Origin of the sequence: Novosphingobium olei, assembly GCF_037076535.1 — a bacterium.
Classification (GTDB): domain Bacteria; phylum Pseudomonadota; class Alphaproteobacteria; order Sphingomonadales; family Sphingomonadaceae; genus Novosphingobium; species Novosphingobium olei.
The window spans coordinates 144,939-170,343 of sequence record NZ_AP029021.1; the positions used below are offsets into that span (position 1 = coordinate 144,939).

Sequence of the window (25,405 nt, forward strand, 5' to 3'; positions counted from 1 at the left end):
GCGCGCCGATCAGCCGGCGATCACCGCGATCTCCAGCGCCGGTGCCCCGTCGGCCACGTCGATCAGCCGGTCGATGTTGGGATGTGCGCCCGGCTGCGCGCGCGCATCGGCGGTGATCTCGCCGAACACGGCAAGGCCGTGTGCTGCCGCCTCAGCATCCAGCCGGCCGAACGCCTGGCGCAGGTACTGGTAGACGGCCACCGATCCCTGCTTGCCCGGCGCATTGGGAATGGTCGCCACCACGGCGCCTTGGGCATCGATCAGGTCGATCCGCGCCACGCCTGCGATCGGCGGCAACTGCTGCAGGTTGCTCTTGAACGAAGCGCCGGGCTCGATCCGGATCATCGCCGCGCGCCTTCGCCGCCACCGCGCTTTTCCGCCTCGGCGATCGCGGCCTTTGCGATCGGCTCCATTACGGCATAGCCCGCCGGTGTCGGGTGCACCCCGTCCGATGCAAGGCCCGGCTTCATCGCCCCGCCTTCGCCCACCATCGCCGCATAATAGTCGGCAAAGCCGAAGCCGCGCGCCTTGGCAAATTCGCGCAGCCAGCGGTTGAGCGCCTCGATCTGCGCCGCCGGGCGGTATTCGGGCTTCCACGGCGCGCCGCTCGTCGGCAGCACGCTGCCGATCACCACGGCGATGCCGTTGGCGCGCGCGATGTCGGTCATCGCGGTGATCGTGTTGACGTATTCCTCGGCGCTGGTCGGCCCGGTGTTGCCCAGCAGGTCGTTGGTGCCGGCCATGATGTGGACCACGCGCGGGCGCAGGCGGACCACGTCCTGGGTAAAGCGCACCAGCATCTGCGGGCTGGTCTGCCCGGCGATGCCGCGGTTGACCACGCCGCTGGCGAACAGCGCGGGGCTGCCCGCCAGCCACCATTCGGTGATCGAATCGCCGATGAACACCGCGCGCGGACGGCCCGAAATCTGCTTGTCCGCCGCCTGGTACTTGCACAGCGCGGCCCAGTCGTTGCCCGCATTGCGGGGCAGCGCGCAGGGGTTCTCGACCATGGCGCTGCTGCTGCCCGCAACCGTCTGCGCCAGCGCGCCGGGCGCGGCCGCCAGAAGGGCCCCCAGGGTTCCAACTGCCGCCAGCGCGGCGAAACCTGTCCGCATCAGATGATGCCGACGGCCTTGCCGGCGCGTTCGAACATGCCGATGATCGTCTGTACCTGTTCGGCCGAATGTTCGGCACACAGCGAGCAGCGCAGCAGAGTCATGTTGGCGGGCGTTGCCGGCGGGCGCGCCAGGTTCACGTAGAGCCCTTCGCGCAGCAGCGCTTCCCACATCATCGCGCCACGCTCCAGGTCGGGCATGATGACCGAGATGATCGCGCTCTGCGGCTCGTCGGTGCCCAGCTGGAAGCCCTTGACCTTCAGCCCCTTGTGCAGCGTGCGGCTGTTTTCCCAAAGGTGCGCGCGCTTGTTGCCCGCGTGCATCAGCTTGCGGATGCTGGTCGCGGCGGTGTGGACCACGCTCGGCGGCAGGCTGGCGGTGAAGACATAGGGGCGGCAGACCAGCCGCATGATCTCGAACTTGGGGTGGTTCGAAACGCAGAAGCCGCCGACCGTGCCGACCGACTTCGAGAACGTGCCGATGACGAAGTCCACGTCCTCCAGGCAGCCCTGTTCCTCGGCCACGCCGCGCCCGTTGGGGCCGATGAAGCCCATCGAATGCGCCTCGTCCACCAGCACCATCGCGCCGTTGTCCTTGGCAACCTTGATCATCTCCTTCAGCGGGGCGATGTCGCCCAGCATCGAATAGACGCCTTCCAGCACCACCAGCTTGCCCGCGCCTTCGGGGATGCGCTTCAGCCGCTTTTCCATGGCGACGATGTCGTTGTGCTTGAACGGCACCACTTCGGCATCGCCCATCTTGCAGCCGTCCCAGATGCTGGCATGGCTGTCGATGTCGAGCACGATGTAATCGCCCTTGCCGGCGATCGTGCTGATGATGCCAAGGTTCGCCTGGTATCCGGTGGAGAACACCATGGCATGGTCCATGCCATAGAACTCCTTCAGCGCATCCTCGCACAGCTTGTGCCCGGCATATGTGCCGTTCAGCACGCGGCTGCCGGTGGTGCCCGATCCGAATTCGTCCAGCGCCTTCTTGCCCGCTTCGATCACGTCAGGGTCGAAGGTCATGCCCATATAGTTGTAGGTGCCGAGCAGGATCGTCTCTCGCCCGTTGCAGATCGCCTGCGTCGGGGAAAGCACGCGCTCCATCACCAGGTTGAACGGATCGGTCACGCCGGTATCGAGCAGCGCGCGGCGCTGTTCGATCAGGCCATCGAACTTGCTGAACAGGTCGGTCATGCGGGTATCGTCCTTCAGCCCTGCAGCTTGGTCACCGCGTCGATCAGCTGGCCATAGGTCTCGATCTCGGCCTGCTGGTTCATGCTGATGATGATGTCGAATTCGTCCTCGATCGCCGCGACGAAGTCCATCACGGTCAGGCTGTCCCATTCGAGGTCGCCGGCAAAGGTGGTCGCATCGGTGATGGCGATGCCCTTCTTGTTGAAGGGTTCGATCACTTCGGCGATCTTCTCGGCGGTTGCGGCGCGATCCATTTGTCTTGTCTCCACTGGGCCGGCTGGGCCCGGAACTGCTTGCCATCTCGCCTGCCAGACGAATGCGGCGGAAAAGCGGCCTTGGCGAAAGCCCGAGGGGCATGCGCTTGTCAAGGATGGCTGCGCCGTGCCATCCCTGCGATCGGGCCAGACACACGAAACCTTGGGGGAAACACATGGCCGAAGGGGCAAAGCCGTCCGATCCGCAAGTGCTGGCCACGCCGTCGGTGCCGTCGCCATCGGGCTTTTCCAACCACGCGATCCACCTCGTGCGCACTTCGCAGCAGATCAACCTGACGCTCAGCCAGATGGCCGATGCCAAGGCCTCGATCCTGATGGGGGCCACGTTCCTGGTGTTCACCATCGCGGTGGGGCAGGCGAAGAACGGGTCGCTGCCCTGGCCGCTCGCGGTGCTGGCGCTGTTCGCTTTCGCCTCGGCCCTGTGCGCAGTGTTCGCGGTGCTGCCCTCGGTCGGCAATCCGGGCAAGAACCGCATCCACGGCAAGCCCAACCTGCTGTTCTTCGGCACCTTCACCCAGATGGACGAAGATGCCTGGACCGATGACGTGGTGGCGCAATTGCGCGCGGACGAAACGATCTTCCGCACGATGCTGCACGATATCTACCAGAACGGGCAGGTGCTGCAGCGCAAGAAGTACCGCTACCTTGCGCTTGCCTACAAGATCTTCATGGCCGGGCTGTGCTGCACCGTGGCCGCGTTCATCGCCGAACGTCTCGCGAGCTGACCCAAAGCATCCGGATTGGATTTATCCGGAAGGCGACCCTTCGGGGCTCGGCGTGGCCGATGAAACTTCACCGAACCGGATCTGCCGGATCCGGTCCGTTCCTCCTCAGATCAGGCTGGTGACCGCGCTCAGGAACGGCGCGATCGAAACCGGCTTGGCAAGATAGCCTTCGGCCCCTGCTTCGCGGATCCGCTCTTCGTCGCCCTTGGCGGCATAGGCGGTCACGGCCAGCACCGGAATCTGGCGCAGGCCCGCATCGCCCTTCAGCTGCTCGATCAGCGAAAGCCCGGAAACGTTGGGCAGCTGGATGTCCATGACCACCAGATTGGGCGAAAAATCGCGTGTCTTCTCAATCGCCTCGCGCCCGTCCGCCACCGGCTCGACCTCGAACCCCTTGGCGCGGAGCAGGTCGCAGAACAGCTTGCGGTTGAGGTCGTTGTCCTCGACAACCATGATTCTTTTTGTCACTGGATTGTGCCTGACCTGCTCGAGACGATTGTTGTTTTGCGAAAGACCCGAGCCACTCCCCTACGCTCTATCAGGAGATAAGGCAATCATTTGCTTAAATCCATCGCCGAGCGATTCCTACGCAGTAGCATTGCAGGCACTCGGCTGGATCCTCAGCGACCAGCAGCGCGCGGAACGTTTGCTTGCCTTGACCGGAATGACACCCGATATGCTGCGCGCCGGGCTGTCCGACCCGGCAATACTTGGCGCAGTTCTCGATTTTCTATCCAATAACGAGGCAGATCTTGTCGCGGCGGCGTCGGCACTCGACATCTCGCCCCAGGCATTGATCGCCGCACGGGAGAACCTGACATGAACCGCCCGCTGGTCATCAGCGATTGCGATGAAGTGCTGCTGCACATGGTCGCCCCCTATCGCGACTTCCTCGCCGAACAGCACGACATCGACTTCGTGATGAACTCGGCCGATTTCGGCAAGGCGATGCGCTATCGCGATGGCCGGCTGGTCGAACCGGCGGAGATCTGGCGCCTGCTCAACCTGTTCTTCGATACCGAGATGCACCGCCAGCAGGCGATCGCCGGCGCGGTCGAAGGCATCAACGCGCTGGCGCAGCATGCCGACGTGGTGATCCTGACCAACCTCAACGATCATCGCCGCGATACGCGGGCCGAACAGCTGCGCAATGTCGGCATAGATGCGCGCGTGTTCACCAATCAGGGGCCCAAGGGGCCGGCGCTCAAGGCGATCCTGGAGGAATACAACCCTTCGAAGGCGCTGTTCATCGACGATCTGCCGCAGCACCACGGCTCGGTCGCCGAAATGCTGCCCCACGTCACCCGCCTGCACTTGTGCGGCGAACCCATGATTGCCGCCCACATCGATTGCGCGCACAAGGCGGGCCACGCCCATGCCCGCATCGACGACTGGGCAACCGCGCTGCCGTGGATCATGGAACGCATTTCCGGAGACAACGATGACTGATTCTATCGTCGATCGCCTTGCCGCGCTCGGCCACACGCTGCCCCAGGCCGCCGCGCCGGTGGCCGCCTATGTGCCCACGGTCGAAGCCAACGGCCTGCTCCACGTTTCGGGCCAGCTGCCCTTCATCGATGGCAAGCTCGTCACCGGGCGGCTGGGCGAAGACGTCAGCCTCGAACAGGGCCAGGCCGCGGCGCAGGCCTGCGCGCTGATGCTGCTGGCGCAGGTCAAGGCCGCGCTCGGCTCGCTCGACCGGGTCGAACGCGTGGTCAAGCTCGGCGCCTTCATCAGCTCGACCGGCACTTTCACCGATCAGCCCAAGGTGGCCAACGGCGCGTCCGAACTGATGGTCGCGGCGTTCGGCGATGCCGGCAAGCATGCCCGCAGCGCGGTGGGCGTGCCGGTGCTGCCCCTGGGCGCGGCGGTGGAAGTCGATGCTGTCTTTGCTGTTACCGCTCGCTGATCGCTGGTTCGCGCCCGCGCCGCCCGCCGACAAGGTCGGCTGGCTGCGCGGGTGGACCTATGCCCATCGCGGGCTGCACGGGGCGGGCGTGCCCGAAAACTCGCCTTCTGCCTTTGCCCTTGCGGCAGAGCGGGGCCTTGGCATCGAATGCGATGTCCAGCGCAGCGGCGATGGCCTTGCCGTGGTGTTCCACGATTTCGATCTCGACCGGCTGACCGGCCAGCAGGGCCGCGTGGTCGATCACAGCGCTGCCCAGCTTCAGACTTTCGCGCTGACGGGGTCGCAGCATGGCGATTGCATTCCCGGCCTGCGCCAGATGCTCGATCTCGTCGCCGGGCGCGTGCCCGTGCTGATCGAGATCAAGTCGCGCCGCGAAATGCATGTGATCCCGCTGTGCCTTGCCGTGCGCCGCACGCTCGAAGGGTATCGCGGGCAAGTCGCGGTGATGAGCTTCGATCCCCGCGTCTCGCGCTGGTTCAAGCGCCATTCGCCGCATGTCGTCCACGGCCTCGTCGTCACCGAGGAAGGCCGCACCACCCTGTTCGCGCGCGCGCGCCGCCACTTCAGCCTGTGGCATGCCGAGCCCGATTTCCTCGCCTACGACGTGCGCGATCTGCCCAGCCGCTTCGCCGCCAGCCAGCGCCGCCGCGGCTTTCCGCTGCTCACCTGGACGGTCCGTTCGCCCGAGTTGGCCGAGCGCGCGGCGCAACATGCCGATGCCCCCATCGCCGAAGGCGCAGGGGTCGCCCCGGCCGATGGCTGACCGGGCGTGAGCGTTACCGCCCGCATCCACCAGAGCGTCGGCGAAATCGACGCCGCGGCGTGGGACGCGCTTTCGGACGGCAACCCGTTCACCAGCCACGCCTTCCTCACCCTGCTGGAAGAATCGGGCAGCGTGGGCGAAGGCACCGGCTGGTCCCCCCTGCCGGTGGTGATCGAGGACGAGGCCGGCCACCCCGCCGCCGCGCTTCCCGCCTATCTCAAGAGCCACAGCCAGGGCGAATATGTGTTCGACCACAGCTGGGCCGATGCCTGGCACCGCGCGGGGGGCAGCTACTATCCCAAGCTGCAAATCAGCGTGCCCTTCACGCCTGCGACGGGCCCGCGCCTGCTGACCGGCCAGCGCCCCGACCTTGCCGTGCCGCTGCTCAAGGTCGCCGAACAGCTCTGCGTCCAGAACGAGCTGTCGAGCGCGCACGCGACCTTCATCGCGCCCGAACAATTGCCGGTGTTCGAAGAGGCCGGCTGGCTGCTGCGTTCGGACATCCAGTTCCACTGGGACAATCGCGGCTATGCGAGCTTCGACGATTTCCTCGCCGCGCTGTCGTCGGAAAAGCGCAAGAACCTGCGCAAGGAACGCGCGAAGGCGCAGGACGGCGTGGATATCCGCGCCCTGACCGGCGCCGATATCAAGCCCGAGCACTGGGACGCCTTCTGGGTGTTCTACCAGGACACCGGCGCGCGCAAATGGGGCCGGCCCTACCTGACGCGCGAGGCGTTCGACCTGATGGGTGAGCGCATGGCCGACAAGGTGCTGCTGGTGCTGGCTTTCATCGACGACCAGTCGGTGGCGGGCGCGCTGAACTTCATCGGCACCCACGCGCTCTACGGCCGCTACTGGGGCGCGGTGATCGACAAGCCGTTCCTGCACTTCGAACTGTGCTACTACCAGGCGATCGATGCCGCGATCGCGCTCGGTCTGGACCGCGTGGAAGCCGGCGCGCAAGGCCAGCACAAGCTGGCGCGCGGCTATGCCCCGGTGCAGACCTGGTCCGCCCACTGGATCGCCGACAAGGGCTTCCGCCGCGCGGTGGCAGACTTCCTCGAGCGCGAACGCGCGGGCGTGGCGCAGGACCAGCTATGGCTGGGCGAGCGGACGCCGTTCAGGAAGGGGTAGGGGAAGACAGCGGGACCCCGGGTCAGGCCCGGGGTGACGGCAACCCCTACCTCTCCTGGTCACCCCGGGCTTGACCCGGGGTCCCGCTTGGGACTTGTCCATCAGGACCCGCGCGCGATGGGTGCCGAACCAAGCGCTGCGCGACTGAACGGGACAATCCTCCCTCCCCGTGTCCCTGAGCTTGTCGAAGGGCCGTTCTTTCTTCGCGAGTGCCGCGCCCCGGCTCAGAAGAAGGACAGTGCTTCGACAGGCTCAGCACAAGCGGGGAAAGGGGAAGGGCCTGCTCGGGGCCCCTTACGCAATCACCCCGAACAGGTCGTGCGCGTCGGCTTCCTCGATCAGCACGTCGGCGAAGTCGCCCGGCTGCAGCGTGGCGGGCACGTTGCGCAAGTACACCGCGCCGTCGATCTCGGGCGCGTCGGCCTGGCTGCGCGCGGTGGCGCCGATGTCGCCGTCTTCGTCCGGTTCGCCCACTTCGTCGACGATCACGCGGATCGTGCGGCCGACCTTGGCGGCGAGGCGCGCGGCGCTGATCGCCTCGGTCTTTTCCATGATGCGGCGGAAGCGGTCTTCCTTGACCTCTTCGGGCACCGGATCGGGCAGGTCGTTGGCGGCGGCGCCTTCGACGGGTTCGAAGCGGAAGGCACCGACGCGATCCAACTGCGCTTCGTCGAGCCAGTCGAGCAGGTACTGGAAGTCCGCCTCGGTCTCACCGGGGAAGCCGACGACGAAGCTCGAACGGATGGCAAGGTCGGGGCACACTGCTCGCCAGGCCTTGATGCGTTCGAGCACCTTGGCCTCGTTCGCCGGGCGCTTCATGGCGCGCAGCACGTTCGGGCTGGCGTGCTGGAACGGGATGTCGAGGTAGGGCGTGACGAGCCCTTGCGCCATCAGCGGGATCACCGCGTCGACGTGCGGGTAGGGATAGACATAGTGCAGCCGCACCCACGGCGTTTGCCCATCGGGGGTGCGCAGCTTGCCGAGTTCGCGCGCCAGGTCGGTCATGTGGGTGCGGACCGGCTCGCCCTTCCATAGGCGTTCCTCATGGCGCACGTCGACGCCATAGGCCGATGTGTCCTGGCTGATCACCAGCAGTTCGCGCGTGCCCGCCGCGACCAGCTTTTCGGCTTCGCGCAGCACGGCATCGATGCGCCGGCTGGCGAGCTTTCCGCGCAAGGACGGGATGATGCAGAAGGCGCAGGCGTGGTTGCACCCCTCTGAAATCTTCAGGTAGCTGTAGTGGCGGGGAGTGAGCTTCACATCGCCCGGCTCGGCCTGCGGGATCAGGTCGATGTACGGCCCCATGCTGGGCGGGGCGGCTTCGTGCACCGCTTCGACCACGTCTTCGTACTGGTGCGCGCCGGTGACGGCGAGGACCTGCGGGAACTTCGCGCGGATCACCTCGGCTTCGTTGCCCATGCAGCCGGTGACGATCACCCGGCCGTTTTCGGCGATGGCCTCACCAATCGCGGCAAGGCTTTCCTCCTTGGCCGAATCGAGGAAGCCGCAAGTGTTGACCAGCACCACGTCGGCGCCGGCATAGTCCGCGCTCATGGCATAGCCATCGGCGCGCAGACGCGTGAGGATGCGTTCGGAATCGACCAGCGCCTTGGGGCAGCCGAGGCTGACCATGCCGACTTTCGGCTGGTCGGGAATCGCGACAGGAGTGTTGGAAGCCATTATGGCGGCGGCCCATAGCGCCATTTGGCCGCGCCGTCACCAACCGCTATAGCGCGGCCCCATGCTGCGCATCACCATCGCCAAGGGATCGGCCGAGGATCACATCCGCATCGTGCGGGCGGATGGCTCGCAAGTCGCCACCCGCTTCCCGCACAAGGGACCGGTGCCGCACGATGCGGTGCACCTGTTCGTGGAGCGCGCGCTGGGCCTGACGCGTGGTTTCTGGGGCCTTGTCGCGCAAGGGCGGCACCCGGAGGCGCTGGTCGAACTGGCCAAGGCGGGAGGCCATGCCAGCGTTGGCCGGGCCACCGTGCCCGATGCCGAAATCGTCGAGCTGCTGCAGGCCGAGCGGATGGTCGAGGCTTACGAGGCGTTGCTGTGGAGCGGTGGCGGTAGTCTCGACGACGTGCTGGCCATGGCGCAGGTCGGTTGCGAGACCAGCTTCGTGCCCGTGCCGCCGCTGGACGAGGCGACGCATCGTGCCATCGCGGGCGCGATCGACGACTTTTCAAGAGCTTGGATCGGCGGAGCGAAAGGTCACGTCGTTGAATTGAGCTGGCCCTGATTTGCCAAGCCAGACCGCAAGGGTTAGGCACTCACGGCGAAAAGTTAACGGGGCGGGGCGCCAAGAAGTCGGGGCAAGGGAAGAACACGCAATGGGTCCTGTGAACTGGCTGGCGGTGCTGGCCGCCGTCGTGGTTGCTCTGGTGGTTTCGGCAGTGTGGTACGGCCCGCTGTTCGGCCGGGCGCGCCTTGCCGAAGTCGGCCCCGGCGGCCTTGGCGTGCGCGCGGCGCCGGGGCGGACCGTGGCGTTGACCGCAGTGCTGCTGCTCGTTTCGTCGAGCATGATGGGCCACATGTTCGCGCGCGTGGGGCAGGAAACGCTGGGCGTGAAGCCCTGGCTCTATTTCATGATGTCGGGCGGGCTGGCCGGGGCGTTCGTGGTGCCGTCGCTGTGGATCAGCTATACCCACCAGCGCATTTCGACGCGGCTGGCGCTGATCGATGCGGGCTTCTGGATCACCGCCTATCTGGCGATGGGGCTGACGTTCTTCCTGTTCAAAGCCTGACCGGAAGGTAGGCATAAGGATCGCGCGGCACGTTGTTGCGGCGCACTTCGAAATGGAGCGTGGGCGCGGCCGCCTCGCCGCTCTTGCCGATGCGCGCGATGGTCTGGCGCGCGGTGACCTGCTGCCCTTCGCGCACGCTGATCGCGCCGAGGTAGGCATAGGCGGTGGCCCAGCCGTTGCCGTGGTCGATCACGATCAGCTGGCCGAAGCGTTCGGGCTCGGTCCCGGCGAACACCACCCGCCCGGCGGCGGCGGCGTGGACGGTCATCCCGGCGAAGGCGGCAAGGTCCATACCGTTGTTGGGGCGGCCTTTGACCGGCACGCCATAGCGGCCGACGACCGCGCCCGAGGTCGGCCAGGCGAGACGCGGGGCGTCTGCCTCGCGCGCGTGGGCGGGGATCGGTTCGGGCACCGGGCGGGGCGAGGGCATCGGGCGCGGCGGCGGGGCCGGACGGCGCGGGGGTTTCGGGCTCGGGCTGGGTTTGGGTTTTGGTGATGGCGTGGCGGTTGGCGTCGCTACCGGCGTCGGCTGGGTCGTGGACTGGACCGGCGGGCGGATCGCGCCGGGCGGATCGGGGCGGCGCAGCACTTGCCCGGGCGTGACCGTCCAGGGATAGGGCAGCGCGTTGGCGGCGGCGAGGTCCTTCTGCGTCACGCCCATGCGGCGGGCGATGGTGGCGAAGGTATCGCCGGCGCGCACGACATATTGCCACGCGACGATGGGCGCTTCGCCCGGGGCGGCGAGCACGGGCTGCGGGGAAAGGGGCGCCGCCAGTGCCAGAAGCAGAGCGGCGCGCCTGATCACGGCAGCGGGACCAGCCGGGTGAGGCCGCCGGTATAGGGCAGCAGGGCTTGCGGCACGTCGACCGAGCCGTCCTCCTGCTGGTAGTTTTCCAGCACCGCCACCAGCGTGCGGCCGACGGCGAGGCCCGAACCGTTGAGCGTGTGGACGAACTCGGTGCCTTTCGCGCCCTCTGGCCGATAGCGCGCGTTCATGCGGCGGGCCTGGAAATCGCCGCAGTTGGAGCACGACGAAATCTCGCGATAGGCGCCCTGGCCCGGCAGCCAGACTTCGAGGTCATAGGTCTTGCGCGCGGTGAAGCCCATGTCGCCGGCGCAGAGCAGCATCTTGCGATAGGGCAGGCCCAATGCCTGCAGCACGCCTTCGGCGCACTGCGTCATGCGTTCGTGTTCGGCTTCGGAGTCTTCCGGGCGGCAGATCGAGACCAGCTCGACCTTTTCGAACTGGTGCTGGCGGATGAAGCCGCGCGTATCGCGCCCCGCCGAGCCCGCTTCGGAACGGAAGCAGGGGGTGAGCGCGGTCATGCGCAGGGGCAGGGCGGCATGGTCAAGGATCTGGCCCTGCACCGCATTGGTGAGCGAAACCTCGGCGGTGGGGATCAGCCAGCGGCCGTCGGTGGTCTTGAACAGGTCCTCGGCGAACTTGGGCAGCTGCCCCGTGCCGAACACGGCCTCGTCCTTCACCAGCAGCGGGGGCAGGCATTCGGTGTAGCCGTTCTCTGCCGTCTGCTGGTCGAGCATGAACTGCGCCAGCGCGCGGTGGAGGCGGGCCATCTGGCCTCTCAGGAATGTGAAGCGCGCGCCCGAGATCAGCGCGCCGGTCTCGAAATCGAGGCCCAGGGCTGGGCCGATGTCGGCGTGCTCGCGGGCGGCAAAGGCGAAATCACGCGGGGTGCCCCAGCGGCTGACTTCGACGTTGCCGTCCTCGTCCTCGCCTTCGGGCACTTCGGCGGCGGGGAGGTTGGGTAGCGCTTGCAGAATTTCGCGGAGGTCGGATGCAGCCTCGCTTTCCCGTGCTTCGAGGACCGGTAGGCTCTTCTTCAGAGCCTCTACGGTGGCCTTAGCGCTATTGGCAGCGTCGTGATTTCCGTCGGCGATAAGGCGTCCGATGGACTTCGATATGACGTTCCGCTCGGCAAGAAGGTTGTCCTTCTCGGTTTGAAGAGCGCGAACAGTCGCATCTAGGCCGAGGATCTTGTGGCCATGAGGGATGACCCCACGGCGGGCGAGCTGGGCGTCGAAGCTTTCCGGATTTTCGCGGATCAGGCGGATATCGTGCATGGGGCCGGGCTATGCCGCCGGCCCGCGCGCGATGCAAGGATTGCCAGCGCATGAGGGCGCATCCGGCGGCGAGCCCGGACGATAACGCCGTGGGGAAGGTACGGACCTGCGCGACCGGCGCGGGCGCCATGCGTGGCGCTGCGCGTGGAGGGCATGAGGAACGCTGTGGCGAGTGGCCGGCGGGGCGTTGGCTATCCCGGATCGGCTCAGCCTGAATTCAGACGGGGGCTCGAAACCCGGGCGGCGGCTCGCAAGGCGGCCCGGTCCGTAGCGATAAGTCCCGCGAGGATAAGTTCCGGGATTGGTCGCGGCCGCATGAAGGGGCCGGACCGGACTGGAACCGGACTCGCAAGAGCGCATACACGCGGTTGAACCACCGCACCACATCCGCCCGTCCGTTGCAGTGGCGTTGGGTGTGCCCGGGACTTGGGGCTTAACGCCCTCTCTGCCGTATCCCCCGAAAGGGATGCGGCTCCCGCAGCGCCGACCCGCGCCGGTCGCGTCGGGCCTTTCCCAGCGTGGAGATTGGCCCGAAGGAGCGAAGAGCAAGCCGGCCATGCCGCTCCCGGTCCGTGGGCGGGTGTATAACCTATATGGTACGTTTTGTCAAGATGGGATGGGAAGGGGGAAGAAGGAATGACAGGTGCGAGGGGGACACCCCCTCGCGCTGAAATCATCGTTTCGAGACTCAGGTAAATTTCTGAGCATAATTAAATATGAGACTTAGACTTGATTAGAAAGGAATATCGTCGTCACCAACCTTAGGTCCGCCAAGCGCCTCTATGATGTCGTCTAACACTTTGTCTGCACCTGATGAGCTTCTCTTGGCGCTATCTAGCATAGTTGACATTGCTGTGTAGTAATGGGCTACAGAAATAAATCTTGGCTTTTCGTTACCGAAAAATGTATCTGTAAAGCTATCTACTGCATCTCCAGAGGAATTATAAACAGTAATTCTAATGTCACTCTCGCCACGTTGAGTTGGCTCGCTGACAATTTCCACTCTATTAAAATTTACATCGCAATAGTAACCATCCAGATTTTCGTCCTTTGTCCATTTAATTCTGCCTTCATTAGTCGCGATATAAAGCCCCTCCACCAAGGATTGGAGCCTTTCCATCGTGGTGGGCATACTATTGCTCCTTCTGAATTTTCATCCTGATTTTGACTAACGTCCTATGGATGTCTCTGATGCTGTCGAGGGTCTTAGGTGTAGATTCTATGCCTTGATTCTTGGCGCATGCGTGGGAGAGCATTTGCACTCTGCCAATACAGTCCTCTACTATTAACCTGTCATTTTCGAGATCATCCCATCTTTCAGAAACATTAATCAACGCTGTAGCAATATCATCCAAGAAGCGTATGCAATCCCGCATGTTGTTTGCGTCTAATGATACCTTCAATTCTTTCAGAAAGGATTCGGCATTGGTGCAGTCCTGAATTATATCGTAATGACGGATGCGTATTTTCAGGTCATGTATTGCTGCCTGTGCGGCCTCAGTGGCAGTTTTCACAGCTCTAATTTGATAAATGGTAACCGCGAATCCGACGATGCCGATTATTAAACCAGCATGACCGGAAAGCGCGGAAAGCATAACGCCATTTGGTGAGCTGAACCACGGGACCAGACGACCTACTCCAGGCTAACGGTTGAGCAATTCTAACTATTGGGAGCGCGAGGGGGTAACCCCCTCGCCTCAATCCCTTTTTCTTCTGCCTTTTCTCAACCTCAAGAAGCGGGACCCCGGATCAAGTCCGGGGTGACGCGGTAGAGGGGCGCGGGCAGGGCGCGCGGGGTAGTGGTTATTCGGCCGCGATGCCGGCGGCGCCGAACATGTCGACGTCGGCTTCTTCGGTGGTGGGTTCGTTGGCGGCGATCTTGGCCTTGCGGCGGCTGTCGAAGCTCGACCAGACGTCGTTCCAGTTGCCGCGGGTGGCGGCCTTGGAATATTCGGTGGCGCGGGTTTCGAAGAAGTTGGCGTGTTCCACGCCGTTCAGCAGCGGGGCGAGCCAGGGCAGGGGGTGGTCCTCGATCATGTAGATCGGCTGGAAGCCCAGCTGGCCCAGGCGCCAGTCGGCGATGTAGCGGATGTAGCGCTTGATTTCCTTCGGGCTCATGCCCGGGACGGGGCCCTGTTCGAAGGCGAGGTCGATGAAGGCGTCTTCGAGCCGCACGGTCTTCTGGCAGCAATCGATGATGTCTTCCTTCACCGCCTTGGTCAGGCAGCCGCGTTCCTGCACGAAGGCGTGGAACAGGCGGGTGATGCCTTCGCAGTGGAGCGATTCATCGCGCACCGACCAGCTGACGATCTGGCCCATGCCCTTCATCTTGTTGAAGCGGGGGAAGTTCATCAGCATGGCGAAGCTGGCGAAGAGCTGCAGCCCTTCGGTGAAGCCGCCGAACATGGCGAGGGTGCGGGCGATGTCCTCGTCCGTTTCGACGCCGAACAGCTGCAGGTAATCGTGCTTGGCCTTCATCTCCTCGTATTCGAGGAACATGCCGTATTCGCTTTCGGGCATGCCGATGGTGTCAAGCAGGTGCGAATAGGCGGCGATGTGCACCGTCTCCATGTTGGAGAAGGCGGCGAGCATCATCTTGACCTCGGTCGGCTTGAACACGCGGCCGTACTTTTCGTGGTAGCAATCCTGCACCTCGACGTCGGCCTGGGTGAAGAAGCGGAAGATCTGCGTCAGCAGGTTGCGTTCATGCTCGCTGATCTTCTGCGCCCAGTCGCGGCAATCCTCGCCCAGCGGCACTTCTTCCGGCATCCAGTGGATCTGCTGCTGGCGCTTCCAGAATTCATAGGCCCACGGATATTCGAAGGGCTTGTAGGTCTTGCGGGCTTCGAGAAGGGGCATCGGACGGGTCCTCGTGAATCTGGCCCTCCAATGTAGGGTACGAAGGCACCTGACGGAAGCGTTTCGACACTTCCCCGGCGGGCATGGGCCGGGTTTTCCACCGCCGTGATGGAGGGCGCTGGCAGGGCCGGCGAGGGGCGGGGGCGGGCCACTCGTTTCGTCGCAGCCAGGGCGCGGGCGGGCGCAGCGCGGGGGTGTGCCCCGCTGGGCAGGGAACGCCCGGTTTTCCGCGGCATTGATGGGGCAGACGCTCGCTCGGTCCGACGATCAAGCCGGATGCGGGAAGCACCCACCAATACCCCTGAGAGGAGATTCGCCATGGGTGAATATGAACCCAACGATTCGCGCAATGTCACCGCCGCCGGAAATGGCGCGCAGCAGCCTTCGGGCGACCAGCGCTGGAATGGCGATGGTCAGCGCGGCGGGCAGGGCGGCCAGATGGACCAGCAGCAGGGCCAGTCGGGCCAGCAGGGCGACCAGATGGGCTATGGTAGCGGCCGCGAAGGCAGCGCCCAGGCCGAGCAGCAGCAGGGCGGAGCGGGCCAGATGGGCGATGGCGCCGGTTCTGGCCAGCAGAGCCAGTTCCAGAACAACGACCGTTCGCAGATGGGCGGCGGCGCCGGTGACGGCGCGGGCAACACGCAGGTCGCCCAGCAGATCCGCGAGCACATGGAAGTGATCGGCGCCGATGGCGTGCACGTCGGCACGGTCGACCATGTCGATGGCCACCGCATCAAGCTGACCAAGAAGGACAGCGGCAGCGGCAGCCATGAAGGGCACCACCACTACATCTCGCTCGGCCTCGTCGCCGGGGTAGAGGGTGACAAGGTGCGCCTGTCGGCCAATGGCGATGTCGCCTATGGCATGGAAGAGGAAAAGTAAGGGAAGACAAGGGATAAGGGCAATGCGCCCGCTTGCGAAAGCTCCGTCCCCTTCGGAGCCAGGCCCCGCCACGTCGTAAATGGCAAGGCCGGAAGGCGCCCCGTCTGCACGGCGGGGCGTTTTTCTTTGTCCGATCGCCCTGACGGCGCGGCACCGGCCCGCTCCCCCGCCCGGCCTCCCATTCAGGATGCTGTCGTGGGAGACCGGGAGGGGGGCGAGCCTTGTCGCCCAGGCCTTACTTCCAGAACCAGCCGGGCTTGAGGCTGCGCTTGGCGCGGTTGCGCCACATCTGCACGTACATCCACAGCCCCGAGAAGCTGAAGAACACCATCGCGAAGCCCGACAGCGTGGCGATCACCACGCCCAGCGGCCCAAAGCTTTCGCCCGAATGGAGGTGGTGCAGCAGGCCGACCAGCGCGCGCGGATCGCCCTGCTTGGGCTTGGGCCGGCACATGTAGTCGGGCGGGCAGGTGAAGGCGGGCTTGGCCTGCACTTGCGCGGCCTTGGGGCCATCGCCATCGGCACGGCCCAGCAGCGGGACGACCTGGCTGAGCACGCCGGTGACCGCGATCCACAGCAGGAACACCGAAAAGAACACCGAAAGCCAGCGGTGCCACTTGCGCATGAAGAGATCCCCTTTGATATTGCGAATTGATCGCAGGTCTATAAGTGCTTGCCGGGATCAGGCAAGCGGCGGGATTGTCGCGCGTTGTCGCAGGAAAGTGCAAGCCGCGAAATGTCGCAGGCGGTAACGTCGCAGCCTGGCAGGTGATCCCGTCAGCGCGTGGCGCCCCGATCGAACACATGCGCGGCAAGCGGGGCGAGGCGGCGCGCGCCGACCACGCTGAGGTGCTCGGTATCGCGGTAGAACGCGCGGCCCTGCAGCGAGCCGAGGCACTGCCCGCCCCGGCACAGCAAGGGCGCGGGATCGAGCAGGCGCAGTCCGCAGCGCCGCGATGCATCGCGCAGCATGGCATCGGCCTGGGCATTGGCGCGCTCGTGCAGGGCGAGCGGCGTGGTGATCTCCCCCGCCACGCCATCGCGCAGGCGGCGTTCGAGCGCGAGCGGGACCGGCTCGGCAAAACCGGGCACGGGCAGCAGCGCATACGTCGGGCCGGCCTGCGCCAGCTTGCAGGCGGTGTCCCGGAAGTTGCGCACCACGCTGGCGGCATCGCCGGCGGCCTCCTCGCGTCCGAACGGGCCGTAGACGACGTCGAAATAGGACTGCCAGCTGGCGATCAGCACCACGGGCATGGTGCGCGGCCGGGCGAGCGAGGGCAGCACGCGCGTGGCGAATTCGCCGCAGCGGCTGGGCACGACGGCAGTGCGCCCGCCGAACACCGGCATGCACCCGACGTAGGCGCCGAACTGGAAGGCGCGGTCCGGCCCCGCGGCAGCCTCGAACGCGGGGAAAGCGGCGGCGGCGTGGCTGTCTCCCACAAGGATCAGCTGTGGTGCGCCCTTGCCGAAGCGGCACAGCGACGGCGCTTCGCCAGGCAGCGCGAAGCAGCGCGGCGGGAACGATGGCAGGGTGCGGGCATCGCTTTCGACCTGGGCGATGGCGGGGCCGAAGCGGTTCGGCAGGCCTTCGCTGCGGGCAATCGCCCAGCCAGCAGCGGCCACCAGCGCGAGCGCCGCCACCAGCGCCAGCGCACCGCGCCGCCGCGCGCGAAACCGGCGCGGCGCCTGTTCGATGATGTGGTACGAGGCAAGGCCGAGCGCCGCCGAAAGCGCGATGGCGGCCGCGCTCCAGCGCAGGTCGGCGGGGTGGCTGGCATTGACCCACAGCGCCAGCGGCCAGTGCCAGAGGTAGATCGAATAGGAGGCAAGGCCGAGCCAGCCGGTCGCGCGTTCGACCGGATCGGGCAGGCGGGCGGGACCGGCGGCGAGGATCAGCGCGGTGCCGAGCGTGGGCAGCAGCGCGAGCACGCCCGGCCAGGCGCGATCGTCGGCCAGCGCCAGCGTCAGCGCGAGCAGCGCAGCGCCCGCCAGCCGCAGGATGCGGGCGCGGGGCGCGGCCAATTCCGGCGCGTACCAGACAAGGCCGCCCGCCAGCAGCTCCCACGCGCGCGAGGGCAGCAGGTAGAACGCGGCGATCGGCAGGTGGCGCAGCAGCCACAGCGAGATGGCGAAGGATGCCAGCGCGCCCAGCGCCAGCAATGCGGGGATCCAGCGGCGCAGGCCCAGCTTCCACACCGCCAGCAGCACGACCGGATAGAGCAGGTAGAACTGCCATTCGAGGCTGAGCGACCAGGTGTGGAGCAGCCATTCCTGCCCGATGTCGGCCCCGAAATAATCGACGTGCGCGCGCAGGTTGCTGGCAAACAGCGCCGCCATCGCCGCGTTCTTGCCGAGGATCTGGTAATCGGCGGGGATCAGCCGGAACCACCCCACGCCGAGCAGGACGGCGAGCAGCACGACCAGCGCCGGCACGATGCGCAAGGTGCGGTTGACGTAGAAATCGAGGAGCGAGAACCGCGCCGCTTCGAGCCGCGAGACGACGATGCCGGTCATCAGGAAGCCCGAGACGACGAAGAACACGTCGACCCCGGCAAAGCCGCCGGGAAAGCCGGCAAGACGGTAGTGGAAGCCCATCACCGCGACGATGGCCATCGCGCGCAGGACGTTGATGTCGGACCGGAACGCTGGCGATGCGGGCGGTGCGAGGGCGACGGCGTGCCGCCCGGTCGCAGGACTTTCCGTCATGCGCCGAAGCCGATGGCCGCAACGTGCTGGAAAGGCCGCAGGACATTGAAGGGGCAGCGAATGCGCACATTGTGAGCATTAACTGAAATTTCATAAGGCGCGAGCGCGGACCTTAGTTACTCCACAGGGAAAGTTAGATCGGTTGAAAATGAGGTTGGTGATGGCAGGAAGCAAATCTTTGGGGGGCTGAAATCAGCCCCCCAAAGGCAGTTAAGCGTAGCGGAACAGCTTCCACGTGACCGCCTTGCCATTATGCGGAGGCATGCGATTGCCCTTTGCGATGGGAGCAGTTGTGGACGGGGTATCGAGCGACTTCCAGTCCCCGGATTCAGGGCAGGTTTCGCCGGTGCGTGCGGTGGTGCCGAGCGGCTTCCGCGTATTATAGTAATTCATCTTTTCTACTCCGTCGTTGGTGCTGCCGAATGGCGGGCACCGGTTGCATTCACGCCCGGAGCGCAGATGCGCTTCGAGCACTCTTGCAAGCCGAGGTCTGGAAGATGAATGCGCTGCTGCCTCCTCAGGCAATTCACAGCTTATCCACAGTACCTTCCGCCCTGAATCCAATCGGATCAGGTTGACCAAAACGACGGTCCGTGCGAGTCAGGAGCTGCCAAGCGGGCTGCTCGTCGACACCGTCGTTCAGCTTGCCGGGGAAGGTTGTCGAAAGACTGCCTTCCCCTTTTTGCTTCTCTTCAATCGAATCGAAGCAAACACCTAAATATCTCTTGCGACAGCCGCCGACGAATCGACGGCTATCGCAAGTGGTCACTTTTCCACAGCTACAAGCCTAACTCACTGGCAGGCGAGGCATTCCTCGTAGTCGGTCGGGCCGGCGCTGAGTTCGATCTTGGGCGCTTCGGCGGTGTTGTCGGCTTCGACGCCACCGGCGAACCCTGCGCGCTGGACCGACTTCGAGCGGAGGTAGTAGAGCGACTTGATGCCCTTTTCCCACGCCTGGAAGTGGAGCATCAGCAGGTCCCACTTGTCGACGTCTGCCGGGATGTAGAGGTTGAGCGACTGCGCCTGGTCGATGAACGGGGTGCGGTCGGCCGCGAATTCGAGCAGCCAGCGCTGATCGATTTCGAAGCTGGTCTTGTAGATCGCCTTTTCTTCCGGGCTGAGGAAGTCGAGGTGCTGGACCGAGCCGCCGCGTTCGAGGATCGAGTTCCACACGTTGGTGGAATCCTTCGACTTTTCCTGCAGCAGCTTTTCGAGGTACTCGTTCTTGACCACGAACGAGCCGGACAGCGTCTTGTGCGTGTAGATGTTGGCCGGGATCGGTTCGATGCAGGCGCTGGTGCCGCCGCAAATGATCGAGATCGACGCGGTGGGCGCGATCGCCATCTTGCACGAGAAGCGCTGCATCACGCCCATGTCGGCCGCATCCGGGCAGGGGCCGCGTTCCTGCGCCAGCAGCAGCGACGCTTCATCGGCCTTGGCGGCGATGTGCTTGAACATCTTGAGGTTCCAGGCCTTGGCCATGGCGCTCTCGAAAGCGATGCCCTTCTTCTGCAGGAACGAGTGGAAGCCCATCACGCCCATGCCGACGCTGCGTTCGCGCATCGCGGAATAGCGGGCGCGGGCCATCTCTTCGGGGGCCCGGTCGATGTAGTCCTGCAGGACGTTGTCGAGGAAGCGCAGGACGTCTTCGATGAACTGCTTGTCGCCGTTCCATTCGTCCCAGGTTTCGAGGTTGAGCGACGAGAGGCAGCACACCGCAGTGCGATCGTTGCCCAAGTGGTCGCGCCCCGTAGGCAGGGTGATTTCCGAGCACAGGTTCGAGGTCGAGACCTTGAGGCCCAGATCGCGGTGATGCTTGGGCATCGTGCGGTTCACCGTGTCGTTGAACACGATGTAGGGCTCGCCCGTGGCGAGGCGGGTTTCGACCAGCTTCTGGAACAGGCTGCGCGCATCGACCTTGCCGCGCACAGAGCCGTCCTTGGGGCTGCGCAGCGCGAATTCGGCGCCATCGCGGACGGCTTCCATGAATTCGTCGGTCAGCAGCACGCCGTGGTGCAGGTTCAGCGCCTTGCGGTTGAAATCGCCCGAAGGCTTGCGGATTTCGAGGAACTCCTCGATTTCCGGGTGCGACACGTCGAGGTAGCACGCCGCCGAACCACGGCGCAGCGAACCCTGGCTGATCGCGAGGGTGAGGCTGTCCATCACGCGCACGAAGGGGATGATGCCGCTGGTCTTGCCGTTGAGGCCGACGGATTCGCCGATGCCGCGCACCTGGCCCCAGTAGGTGCCGATGCCGCCGCCGCGCGAGGCGAGCCAGACGTTTTCGTTCCAGGTGCCGACGATGCCTTCGAGGCTGTCTTCGACCGAGTTCAGGTAGCACGAGATGGGCAGGCCACGGCCCGTGCCGCCGTTCGAGAGGACGGGCGTTGCCGGCATGAACCACAGCTTCGAGATGTAGTCGTAGAGCCGCTGGGCGTGGCCCTGATCGTCGGCATAGGCATCGGCGACGCGGGCGAACAGGTCCTGGTACTTTTCACCGGGCAGCAGGTAGCGGTCGTCGAGCGTGTCCTTGCCGAACGCGGTCAGCAGCGCATCGCGAGAGGCATCGGTGGCGATCGAGAAGCGGCGCGGCTGGACGGTCTTGGAATCGACCTTGGCCGCAGGGGCCGCCGCCGCGGCAACGGTGGCCGCCATGGCCGCCGTCATGCCTGCGAGCAGGGTATCGCTGCCCTGATCCTTGGTACCCATGCCGATTGCCTGCGCCTCGTTCGGGGCTTCGGGCGCGAGCGTGGCGGTGCCGCCATCCGTGCCGCTATCGAAACCCAGTTCATCCTGTGTCGTCACGGAGCCGTCCCCAGTCCTGAAATCCACCTGCAACCCCCGCTTCGCGGGCCCGGCGCGAGAGCGCGAGGCCGTTTTCATGATCCTGCTGTCCCGAAGGCGAAGCGGCGAACCGCAAGCGCTTCTGACTGGCCCGGTCGAATCGGGGCTGGCCCGATCCTACACCGATTGGAACATAACTGGAACGAGAGTTCCGGGTTGCCCAACCGATATAGGTATCCGGCGGGGGACCTGCGACTTGTCGCGCGGAGGGCGCAGAGGGCTGCCGCGCACTTTACAGTGCCCGTCCGCTTCAAACAAGGTCTAGAGGTCCCCCACCGGTTCAACCACTATCCATAGTGCCTCAACCATCTTGAGACACAAGGGGGGGATGGCCTGAAGGGCGATTCGTTTCGTCGCAGTTACGATTCGTTTCATCGCAGTGACAGCCATTGTGCAGTGCAGCGACGCGTGGGGCGAGGCCCTGTTCAAGGGGGGATGTGGATTACGTAAAATAAATTTGCGCCCGGCACGGGACCTGTGGAAAATCGTTATGGGACGGCTCGGGCCTGGACGCCCTGCAGAAGGTGCAAGCGCAGATGCTCAATATCCTGTCGATACTCGTGACCGGCCTTGTCGTCGGCGCGCTCGCCCGGTTCGTCTATCCCGGCGCGGTCGAGATGGGGCTGCTCAAGACGATCCTGCTCGGCATCGGCGGTTCGCTGGTGGCGGGGCTGTTCGCCAGCTGGCGCGACAAGAGCACGTTCGGCGATGGCGTGAGCCGCGCCGGCTGCCTCGCTTCGGTGATCGGGGCGGTGGTGCTGATCTTCCTCGGCCGGCATCTCTGAGACCAAGGGGCGCCTGCCCCGGGGGCGGCGGGGGCCTTGTCTGCATGGTGGCGTGCCAAGCGGGTGCGTGGCGTCCACGCGCTGGCGCACGAAGACCGGCAAGCCGAGGTTCATCGCCGGTCGGCATGATCGACATGGCAATGACCAAGTTGCCGAGGCCGAGTTCAATCTAAACTATAGTCAAGTTTATCGCAGAACATTCGATAAGGAAATTATCCGCTTCGGTCCGGATAAGGCAATTGTTGCGTCTTATTTTGGAGCGAAGTGTCTCCTAAGATTCCAGTAACGTGCGACCAGCCGTGCCAACAGTTGGCAGCAAACTGTCATGAACGAAAATTAATTCTCATATAACTTTCGCGGACTTCCCATTTTAGGCTGCAAAGCTATGTCTGCTGCGGTGCGGTATGGTGAAACCAATGATGCCACGTAAGGCGCGCTTCGGCATCGTCTGGAGCCAGTTCGCGGACTATCACTGCGACCGCTGCGACGCGATCGGGCAGCGTCTCGGCGAGCGCTACGACGTGCTCGCGGTCGAAGTGGCGACGGGGTCGCAGACCTATTCCTGGCCCGCCTCGCGGCCCCTGGGCTTTGCCCGCAAGCAGACGCTGTTCCCCGGCGCAGAGCTGGAATCGCTGTCGTTCTTCAAGCGCACCAGGGCGCTGCTGGGAGCCCTGTGGGGATGCCAGACGGTGTTCATCGGCATTCCCTACAGCGACCCTTACGTGATCGTGACGTCCTGGCTGCTGCGCCTGTTCGGCCGCCGCGTGGTGATGATGACCGATTCCAAGCATGACGATGCCCAGCGCAATGTCGTGGTCGAAGTGCTCAAGCGCCTGATCCTGCTGCCCTATTCGGCGGCGATCGTTTCGGGCGGGCGGGCGCTGCACTATGTCCGGTCGCTGGGCATCGCGCGGCAGGCGGTGGTGCCGGGCTACGACGTGGTCAGCTGCGAGCGGGTCGAGCGGCAGGCCGGCGCGCTGGTGGAGACGGCGCAGGTTGCCTACGAGGACCGCCCGTTCGTGTTTGCCGGTCGCTTCGTGCCCAAGAAGAACCTGACGTCGCTGGTGCGCGCCTATGCCGGCTATGTCGCGCGGACCAAGGCGCCGGTGCGGCGGCTGGTGCTGATCGGCGCGGGGCCGAAGGAAAGCCAGCTGCGCGCGCTGATCGCCGAACTCGACATCGTGGGGCTGGTCGATTTCACCGGCTTCCTCGGCAGCGAGGAGGTGGCCCGGCGGATGAGCGGCGCGCTGGCGCTGGTGCTGGTCAGCCACATCGAGCAGTGGGGGCTGGTCGTCAACGAGGCGGCGAGCCTGGGGCTGCCCGCGATCGTTTCGAGCGCGGTGGGCGCGAGCGATGCGCTGGTGCGCAATCTCGTCAACGGCTACGTGGTCGAGGCGAGCAGCATCGAGGCGATCACCCGCGCGATGTGCGCCATGGCCGAGGACGAGGCGCGCTGGCGCGGCATGGTCGAGGAAACGCGCAAGCGGGCGACCTTTGCCGACGTGGGACGGCTGGCCGATGCGGTGCAATACCTGCTCGAGCCCGAGACGCCGGGGCTGCGCGAGCGGATCGAACTGTTCATCTGCGAATCCGCCGGCGGCACCTTTGCCGAGGACACCACGCTGCGCAGCGCGGCGCGCACGCTGGCGGGACATCGCCACGCCAACACCTGAACCCCTCCTAGGGCGCGATCAGGGCACCAGCACGGTGTCGACGGGCTTTTCGGCCGTTTCCGGATAATCGAGATTGTAGTGCAGGCCCCGGCTTTCGTGCCGCGCGCGGGCCGAGCGGACGATGAGTTCGGCGCTCTGCAGCAGGTTGCGCAGCTCGATCAGGTCGGTCGAGACGCGGAAGTGGCCGTAGTAGTCGTTCACTTCGTCGAACAGCAGCTTGATGCGATGCGCGGCGCGTTCGAGCCGCTTGTTGGTGCGCACGATGCCCACGTAGTTCCACATGAAGCGGCGGATTTCGGTCCAGTTCTGCTTGATGACGACTTCCTCGTCGGAATCGGTCACGCGGCTTTCATCCCACGGCCGCACGGCGGGCGGCGCATCGAAGCTGTCCCAGCGCGCCAGGATGTCGCGCGCGGCGGCATCGCCGAACACGAAGCATTCGAGCAGCGAATTCGATGCGAGGCGGTTGGCGCCGTGCAGCCCGCTTTCGGTGCATTCGCCCGCGGCATATAGGCCGGGCAGGTCGGTGCGGCCGGCGAGATCGATGAGGATGCCGCCGCAGGTGTAGTGCTGGGCGGGCACCACCGGGATCGGCTGGCGCGTCATGTCGATGCCAAGGCCGAGCAGGCGTTCGTAGATGTTGGGGAAGTGGCCACGCACGAAATCGGCCGGCATGTGGCTGATGTCGAGGTGAACGTAGTCGAGCCCGAACTTCTTGATTTCGGAATCGATCGCGCGGGCGACGACATCGCGCGGGGCGAGTTCGAGCCGTTCGGGATCGTAGAAGGTCATGAAGCGCTTGCCGGTGCGCGGATTGACCAGCCGCCCGCCTTCGCCGCGCACCGCCTCGGTGATGAGGAAGTTCTTGACGTCGAGGTTGTAGAGGCAGGTCGGGTGGAACTGCATCATCTCCATGTTGGAGATGCGCGCGCCCGCCCGCCAGGCCATGGCGATGCCATCGCCGGTGGCGCCGCGCGGGGCGGTGCTGAACTGATAGACGCGGCCCGCGCCGCCGGTCGCCAGGATCGTGGCGCGCGCGGTGTAGGCTTCGACCCGGCCGGTGCTTTCGTCGAGCGCGTAGACGCCCCACACGCGGCCCGAGCCCGAATAGCGCGCGGCTTCGTGGCGGCCGGTGATCAGGTCGATGCAGGCATGGCCCGGCAGCAGGGTGATGTTGGGATGATCGGTCGCCGCCTTGAGCAGCGCCTTCTGCACGGCAGCGCCGGTGGCATCGTCGACGTGGACGATGCGGCGGTGCGAATGGCCCCCTTCGCGGGTAAGGTGCAGGCTGCCCTGTTCGGCGTTGAAGGGCACGCCGAGTTCGGCGAGGCGGGCAATCGCCTGCGGGGCGTGTTCGACGACGAATTCGACCGTTTCGCGGCGGTTGAGCCCGGCGCCGGCGATCATCGTGTCGCGAATGTGGTTGTCGAAAGTATCGCCTTCGTCGAGCACGGCGGCGATGCCGCCCTGGGCCCAGTTGGTCGAGCCGCCATCGAGCGCCCCCTTGGCCAGCACGAGCACTTTGCAGCGTTCGGCGAGGACAAGGGCTGCTGTAAGGCCGGCGGCGCCGGAGCCGATGATCAGGACGTCATGTTGGGTCAAAACCGCGCGGCTCCGCTAGCAGATGGGCAGGACCTGCCCTTTGCGCCCGTGGCCGCAGTTTGAAAAGACGGTTCACAGGGGCAACATGCTTAATGTCCGAAA

At 65.3% G+C, this 25,405-nt stretch carries 27 protein-coding genes; 11 read left to right on the forward strand and 16 right to left on the reverse strand.

What is annotated here, in order from left to right:
• Nucleotides 1-9: 9 nt before the first annotated feature.
• From AACH40_RS00705 to AACH40_RS00720, 4 genes are read right to left on the reverse strand one after another with little or no spacing between them, the layout of a single operon-like run.
• Nucleotides 10-345, reverse strand: a complete 336-nt coding sequence (locus tag AACH40_RS00705; protein WP_338643799.1) for a DUF2322 family protein — start codon at nt 343-345, stop codon at nt 10-12.
• Nucleotides 342-1,115: an SGNH/GDSL hydrolase family protein gene (locus tag AACH40_RS00710; protein WP_338643800.1), complete on the reverse strand. Its 774-nt coding sequence runs from the start codon at nt 1,113-1,115 to the stop codon at nt 342-344. Before AACH40_RS00710 ends, AACH40_RS00705 begins: the two co-directional genes overlap by 4 nt.
• Complete coding sequence (gene spt / locus AACH40_RS00715) at nt 1,115-2,314, reverse strand: serine palmitoyltransferase (RefSeq protein ID WP_338643801.1); 1,200 nt, start codon at nt 2,312-2,314, stop codon at nt 1,115-1,117. The genes AACH40_RS00710 and spt overlap by 1 nt, the downstream gene beginning before the upstream one ends.
• Before the next feature lie 14 nt (nt 2,315-2,328).
• A complete protein-coding gene (locus AACH40_RS00720; protein WP_169494640.1) occupies nt 2,329-2,568 on the reverse strand; it encodes an acyl carrier protein in 240 nt (79 codons plus the stop codon).
• A 176-nt stretch (nt 2,569-2,744) separates the two neighbouring features.
• On the opposite strand from AACH40_RS00720, the gene AACH40_RS00725 reads away from it, so the two are divergent.
• Nucleotides 2,745-3,314 (forward strand): Pycsar system effector family protein, encoded by a 570-nt coding sequence (locus AACH40_RS00725; protein ID WP_206069671.1) that lies wholly within the window; start codon nt 2,745-2,747, stop codon nt 3,312-3,314.
• 105 nt (nt 3,315-3,419) lie between these two features.
• Here the strand turns inward: AACH40_RS00725 and AACH40_RS00730 are convergent, their stop codons facing one another.
• Complete coding sequence (locus AACH40_RS00730; RefSeq protein WP_169494641.1) at nt 3,420-3,782, reverse strand: response regulator; 363 nt, start codon at nt 3,780-3,782, stop codon at nt 3,420-3,422.
• A gap of 130 nt (nt 3,783-3,912) precedes the next feature.
• Here AACH40_RS00730 and AACH40_RS00735 point away from each other — a divergent pair, with 130 nt between their 5' ends.
• Genes AACH40_RS00735 through AACH40_RS00755 form a run of 5 tightly spaced genes read left to right on the forward strand, consistent with a single transcriptional unit; the run spans nt 3,913 to nt 7,120 of the window.
• Nucleotides 3,913-4,137: a DUF3572 family protein gene (locus AACH40_RS00735; RefSeq protein ID WP_338643802.1), complete on the forward strand. Its 225-nt coding sequence runs from the start codon at nt 3,913-3,915 to the stop codon at nt 4,135-4,137.
• A complete protein-coding gene (locus AACH40_RS00740; protein WP_169494643.1) occupies nt 4,134-4,763 on the forward strand; it encodes an HAD family hydrolase in 630 nt (209 codons plus the stop codon). The genes AACH40_RS00735 and AACH40_RS00740 overlap by 4 nt, the downstream gene beginning before the upstream one ends.
• A complete protein-coding gene (locus AACH40_RS00745) occupies nt 4,756-5,223 on the forward strand; it encodes a RidA family protein (RefSeq protein WP_169494644.1) in 468 nt (155 codons plus the stop codon). Before AACH40_RS00740 ends, AACH40_RS00745 begins: the two co-directional genes overlap by 8 nt.
• A complete protein-coding gene (locus AACH40_RS00750) occupies nt 5,195-5,986 on the forward strand; it encodes a glycerophosphodiester phosphodiesterase family protein (RefSeq protein ID WP_169494645.1) in 792 nt (263 codons plus the stop codon). The genes AACH40_RS00745 and AACH40_RS00750 overlap by 29 nt, the downstream gene beginning before the upstream one ends.
• 6 nt (nt 5,987-5,992) lie before the next feature.
• Nucleotides 5,993-7,120, forward strand: coding sequence for a GNAT family N-acetyltransferase (locus AACH40_RS00755; protein ID WP_338643803.1), 1,128 nt, complete (start codon nt 5,993-5,995; stop codon nt 7,118-7,120).
• Between the two features lie 294 nt (nt 7,121-7,414).
• Here AACH40_RS00755 and rimO read toward each other — a convergent pair whose 3' ends face one another.
• Nucleotides 7,415-8,800: a 30S ribosomal protein S12 methylthiotransferase RimO gene (gene rimO, locus AACH40_RS00760; protein WP_338643804.1), complete on the reverse strand. Its 1,386-nt coding sequence runs from the start codon at nt 8,798-8,800 to the stop codon at nt 7,415-7,417.
• Nucleotides 8,801-8,861: 61 nt separating this feature from the next.
• On the opposite strand from rimO, the gene AACH40_RS00765 reads away from it, so the two are divergent.
• Nucleotides 8,862-9,365 (forward strand): hypothetical protein, encoded by a 504-nt coding sequence (locus AACH40_RS00765; RefSeq protein ID WP_338643805.1) that lies wholly within the window; start codon nt 8,862-8,864, stop codon nt 9,363-9,365.
• Nucleotides 9,366-9,456: 91 nt separating this feature from the next.
• On the forward strand, nt 9,457-9,870 hold the full coding sequence (locus AACH40_RS00770) for a DUF1761 domain-containing protein (protein WP_338643806.1): 414 nt from the start codon (nt 9,457-9,459) through the stop codon (nt 9,868-9,870).
• Here the strand turns inward: AACH40_RS00770 and AACH40_RS00775 are convergent.
• The 5 genes from AACH40_RS00775 to AACH40_RS00795 form a co-directional block, all read right to left on the reverse strand.
• Complete coding sequence (locus tag AACH40_RS00775) at nt 9,860-10,675, reverse strand: M23 family metallopeptidase (protein WP_338643807.1); 816 nt, start codon at nt 10,673-10,675, stop codon at nt 9,860-9,862. The two genes, AACH40_RS00770 and AACH40_RS00775, sit on opposite strands and share 11 nt — an antisense overlap.
• The gene (gene serS, locus AACH40_RS00780) at nt 10,672-11,952 is read right to left on the reverse strand and encodes a serine--tRNA ligase (protein WP_338643808.1); all 1,281 of its coding nucleotides are present in this window, start codon (nt 11,950-11,952) and stop codon (nt 10,672-10,674) included. Before serS ends, AACH40_RS00775 begins: the two co-directional genes overlap by 4 nt.
• A gap of 733 nt (nt 11,953-12,685) precedes the next feature.
• Nucleotides 12,686-13,084 carry a hypothetical protein gene (locus tag AACH40_RS00785; RefSeq protein WP_338643809.1) on the reverse strand — a complete coding sequence of 133 codons (399 nt, stop codon included), beginning with the start codon at nt 13,082-13,084 and terminating at the stop codon, nt 12,686-12,688.
• Between the two features lies 1 nt (nt 13,085).
• Nucleotides 13,086-13,547 carry a hypothetical protein gene (locus AACH40_RS00790; protein WP_338643810.1) on the reverse strand — a complete coding sequence of 154 codons (462 nt, stop codon included), beginning with the start codon at nt 13,545-13,547 and terminating at the stop codon, nt 13,086-13,088.
• 208 nt (nt 13,548-13,755) lie between these two features.
• On the reverse strand, nt 13,756-14,811 hold the full coding sequence (locus AACH40_RS00795; RefSeq protein WP_338643811.1) for a ribonucleotide-diphosphate reductase subunit beta: 1,056 nt from the start codon (nt 14,809-14,811) through the stop codon (nt 13,756-13,758).
• A gap of 606 nt (nt 14,812-15,417) precedes the next feature.
• Between AACH40_RS00795 and AACH40_RS00800 the strand changes: the two genes are divergently transcribed.
• The gene (locus AACH40_RS00800; protein WP_338646204.1) at nt 15,418-15,693 is read left to right on the forward strand and encodes a DUF2171 domain-containing protein; all 276 of its coding nucleotides are present in this window, start codon (nt 15,418-15,420) and stop codon (nt 15,691-15,693) included.
• Nucleotides 15,694-15,928: 235 nt separating this feature from the next.
• Here the strand turns inward: AACH40_RS00800 and AACH40_RS00805 are convergent, their stop codons facing one another.
• The 4 genes from AACH40_RS00805 to AACH40_RS00820 all read right to left on the reverse strand — a co-directional run bounded on the left by AACH40_RS00805 (nt 15,929) and on the right by AACH40_RS00820 (nt 21,108).
• A complete protein-coding gene (locus AACH40_RS00805) occupies nt 15,929-16,318 on the reverse strand; it encodes a PepSY domain-containing protein (protein WP_338643812.1) in 390 nt (129 codons plus the stop codon).
• Nucleotides 16,319-16,470: 152 nt separating this feature from the next.
• The gene (locus AACH40_RS00810) at nt 16,471-18,399 is read right to left on the reverse strand and encodes an acyltransferase family protein (RefSeq protein ID WP_338643813.1); all 1,929 of its coding nucleotides are present in this window, start codon (nt 18,397-18,399) and stop codon (nt 16,471-16,473) included.
• Nucleotides 18,400-18,609: 210 nt separating this feature from the next.
• Nucleotides 18,610-18,792, reverse strand: a complete 183-nt coding sequence (locus AACH40_RS00815; protein ID WP_338643814.1) for a hypothetical protein — start codon at nt 18,790-18,792, stop codon at nt 18,610-18,612.
• A 399-nt stretch (nt 18,793-19,191) separates the two neighbouring features.
• Nucleotides 19,192-21,108, reverse strand: coding sequence for a ribonucleoside-diphosphate reductase subunit alpha (locus AACH40_RS00820; RefSeq protein ID WP_240959992.1), 1,917 nt, complete (start codon nt 21,106-21,108; stop codon nt 19,192-19,194).
• Between the two features lie 671 nt (nt 21,109-21,779).
• Here AACH40_RS00820 and AACH40_RS00825 point away from each other — a divergent pair.
• Entirely contained in the window at nt 21,780-22,028 is a 249-nt protein-coding gene (locus tag AACH40_RS00825) for a GlsB/YeaQ/YmgE family stress response membrane protein (RefSeq protein ID WP_169494770.1), read from the forward strand.
• A gap of 416 nt (nt 22,029-22,444) precedes the next feature.
• Entirely contained in the window at nt 22,445-23,701 is a 1,257-nt protein-coding gene (locus AACH40_RS00830; RefSeq protein WP_338643817.1) for a glycosyltransferase, read from the forward strand.
• 18 nt (nt 23,702-23,719) lie between these two features.
• Here the strand turns inward: AACH40_RS00830 and nadB are convergent, their stop codons facing one another.
• Nucleotides 23,720-25,303: an L-aspartate oxidase gene (gene nadB / locus AACH40_RS00835; protein ID WP_338643818.1), complete on the reverse strand. Its 1,584-nt coding sequence runs from the start codon at nt 25,301-25,303 to the stop codon at nt 23,720-23,722.
• Nucleotides 25,304-25,405: the final 102 nt, after the last annotated feature.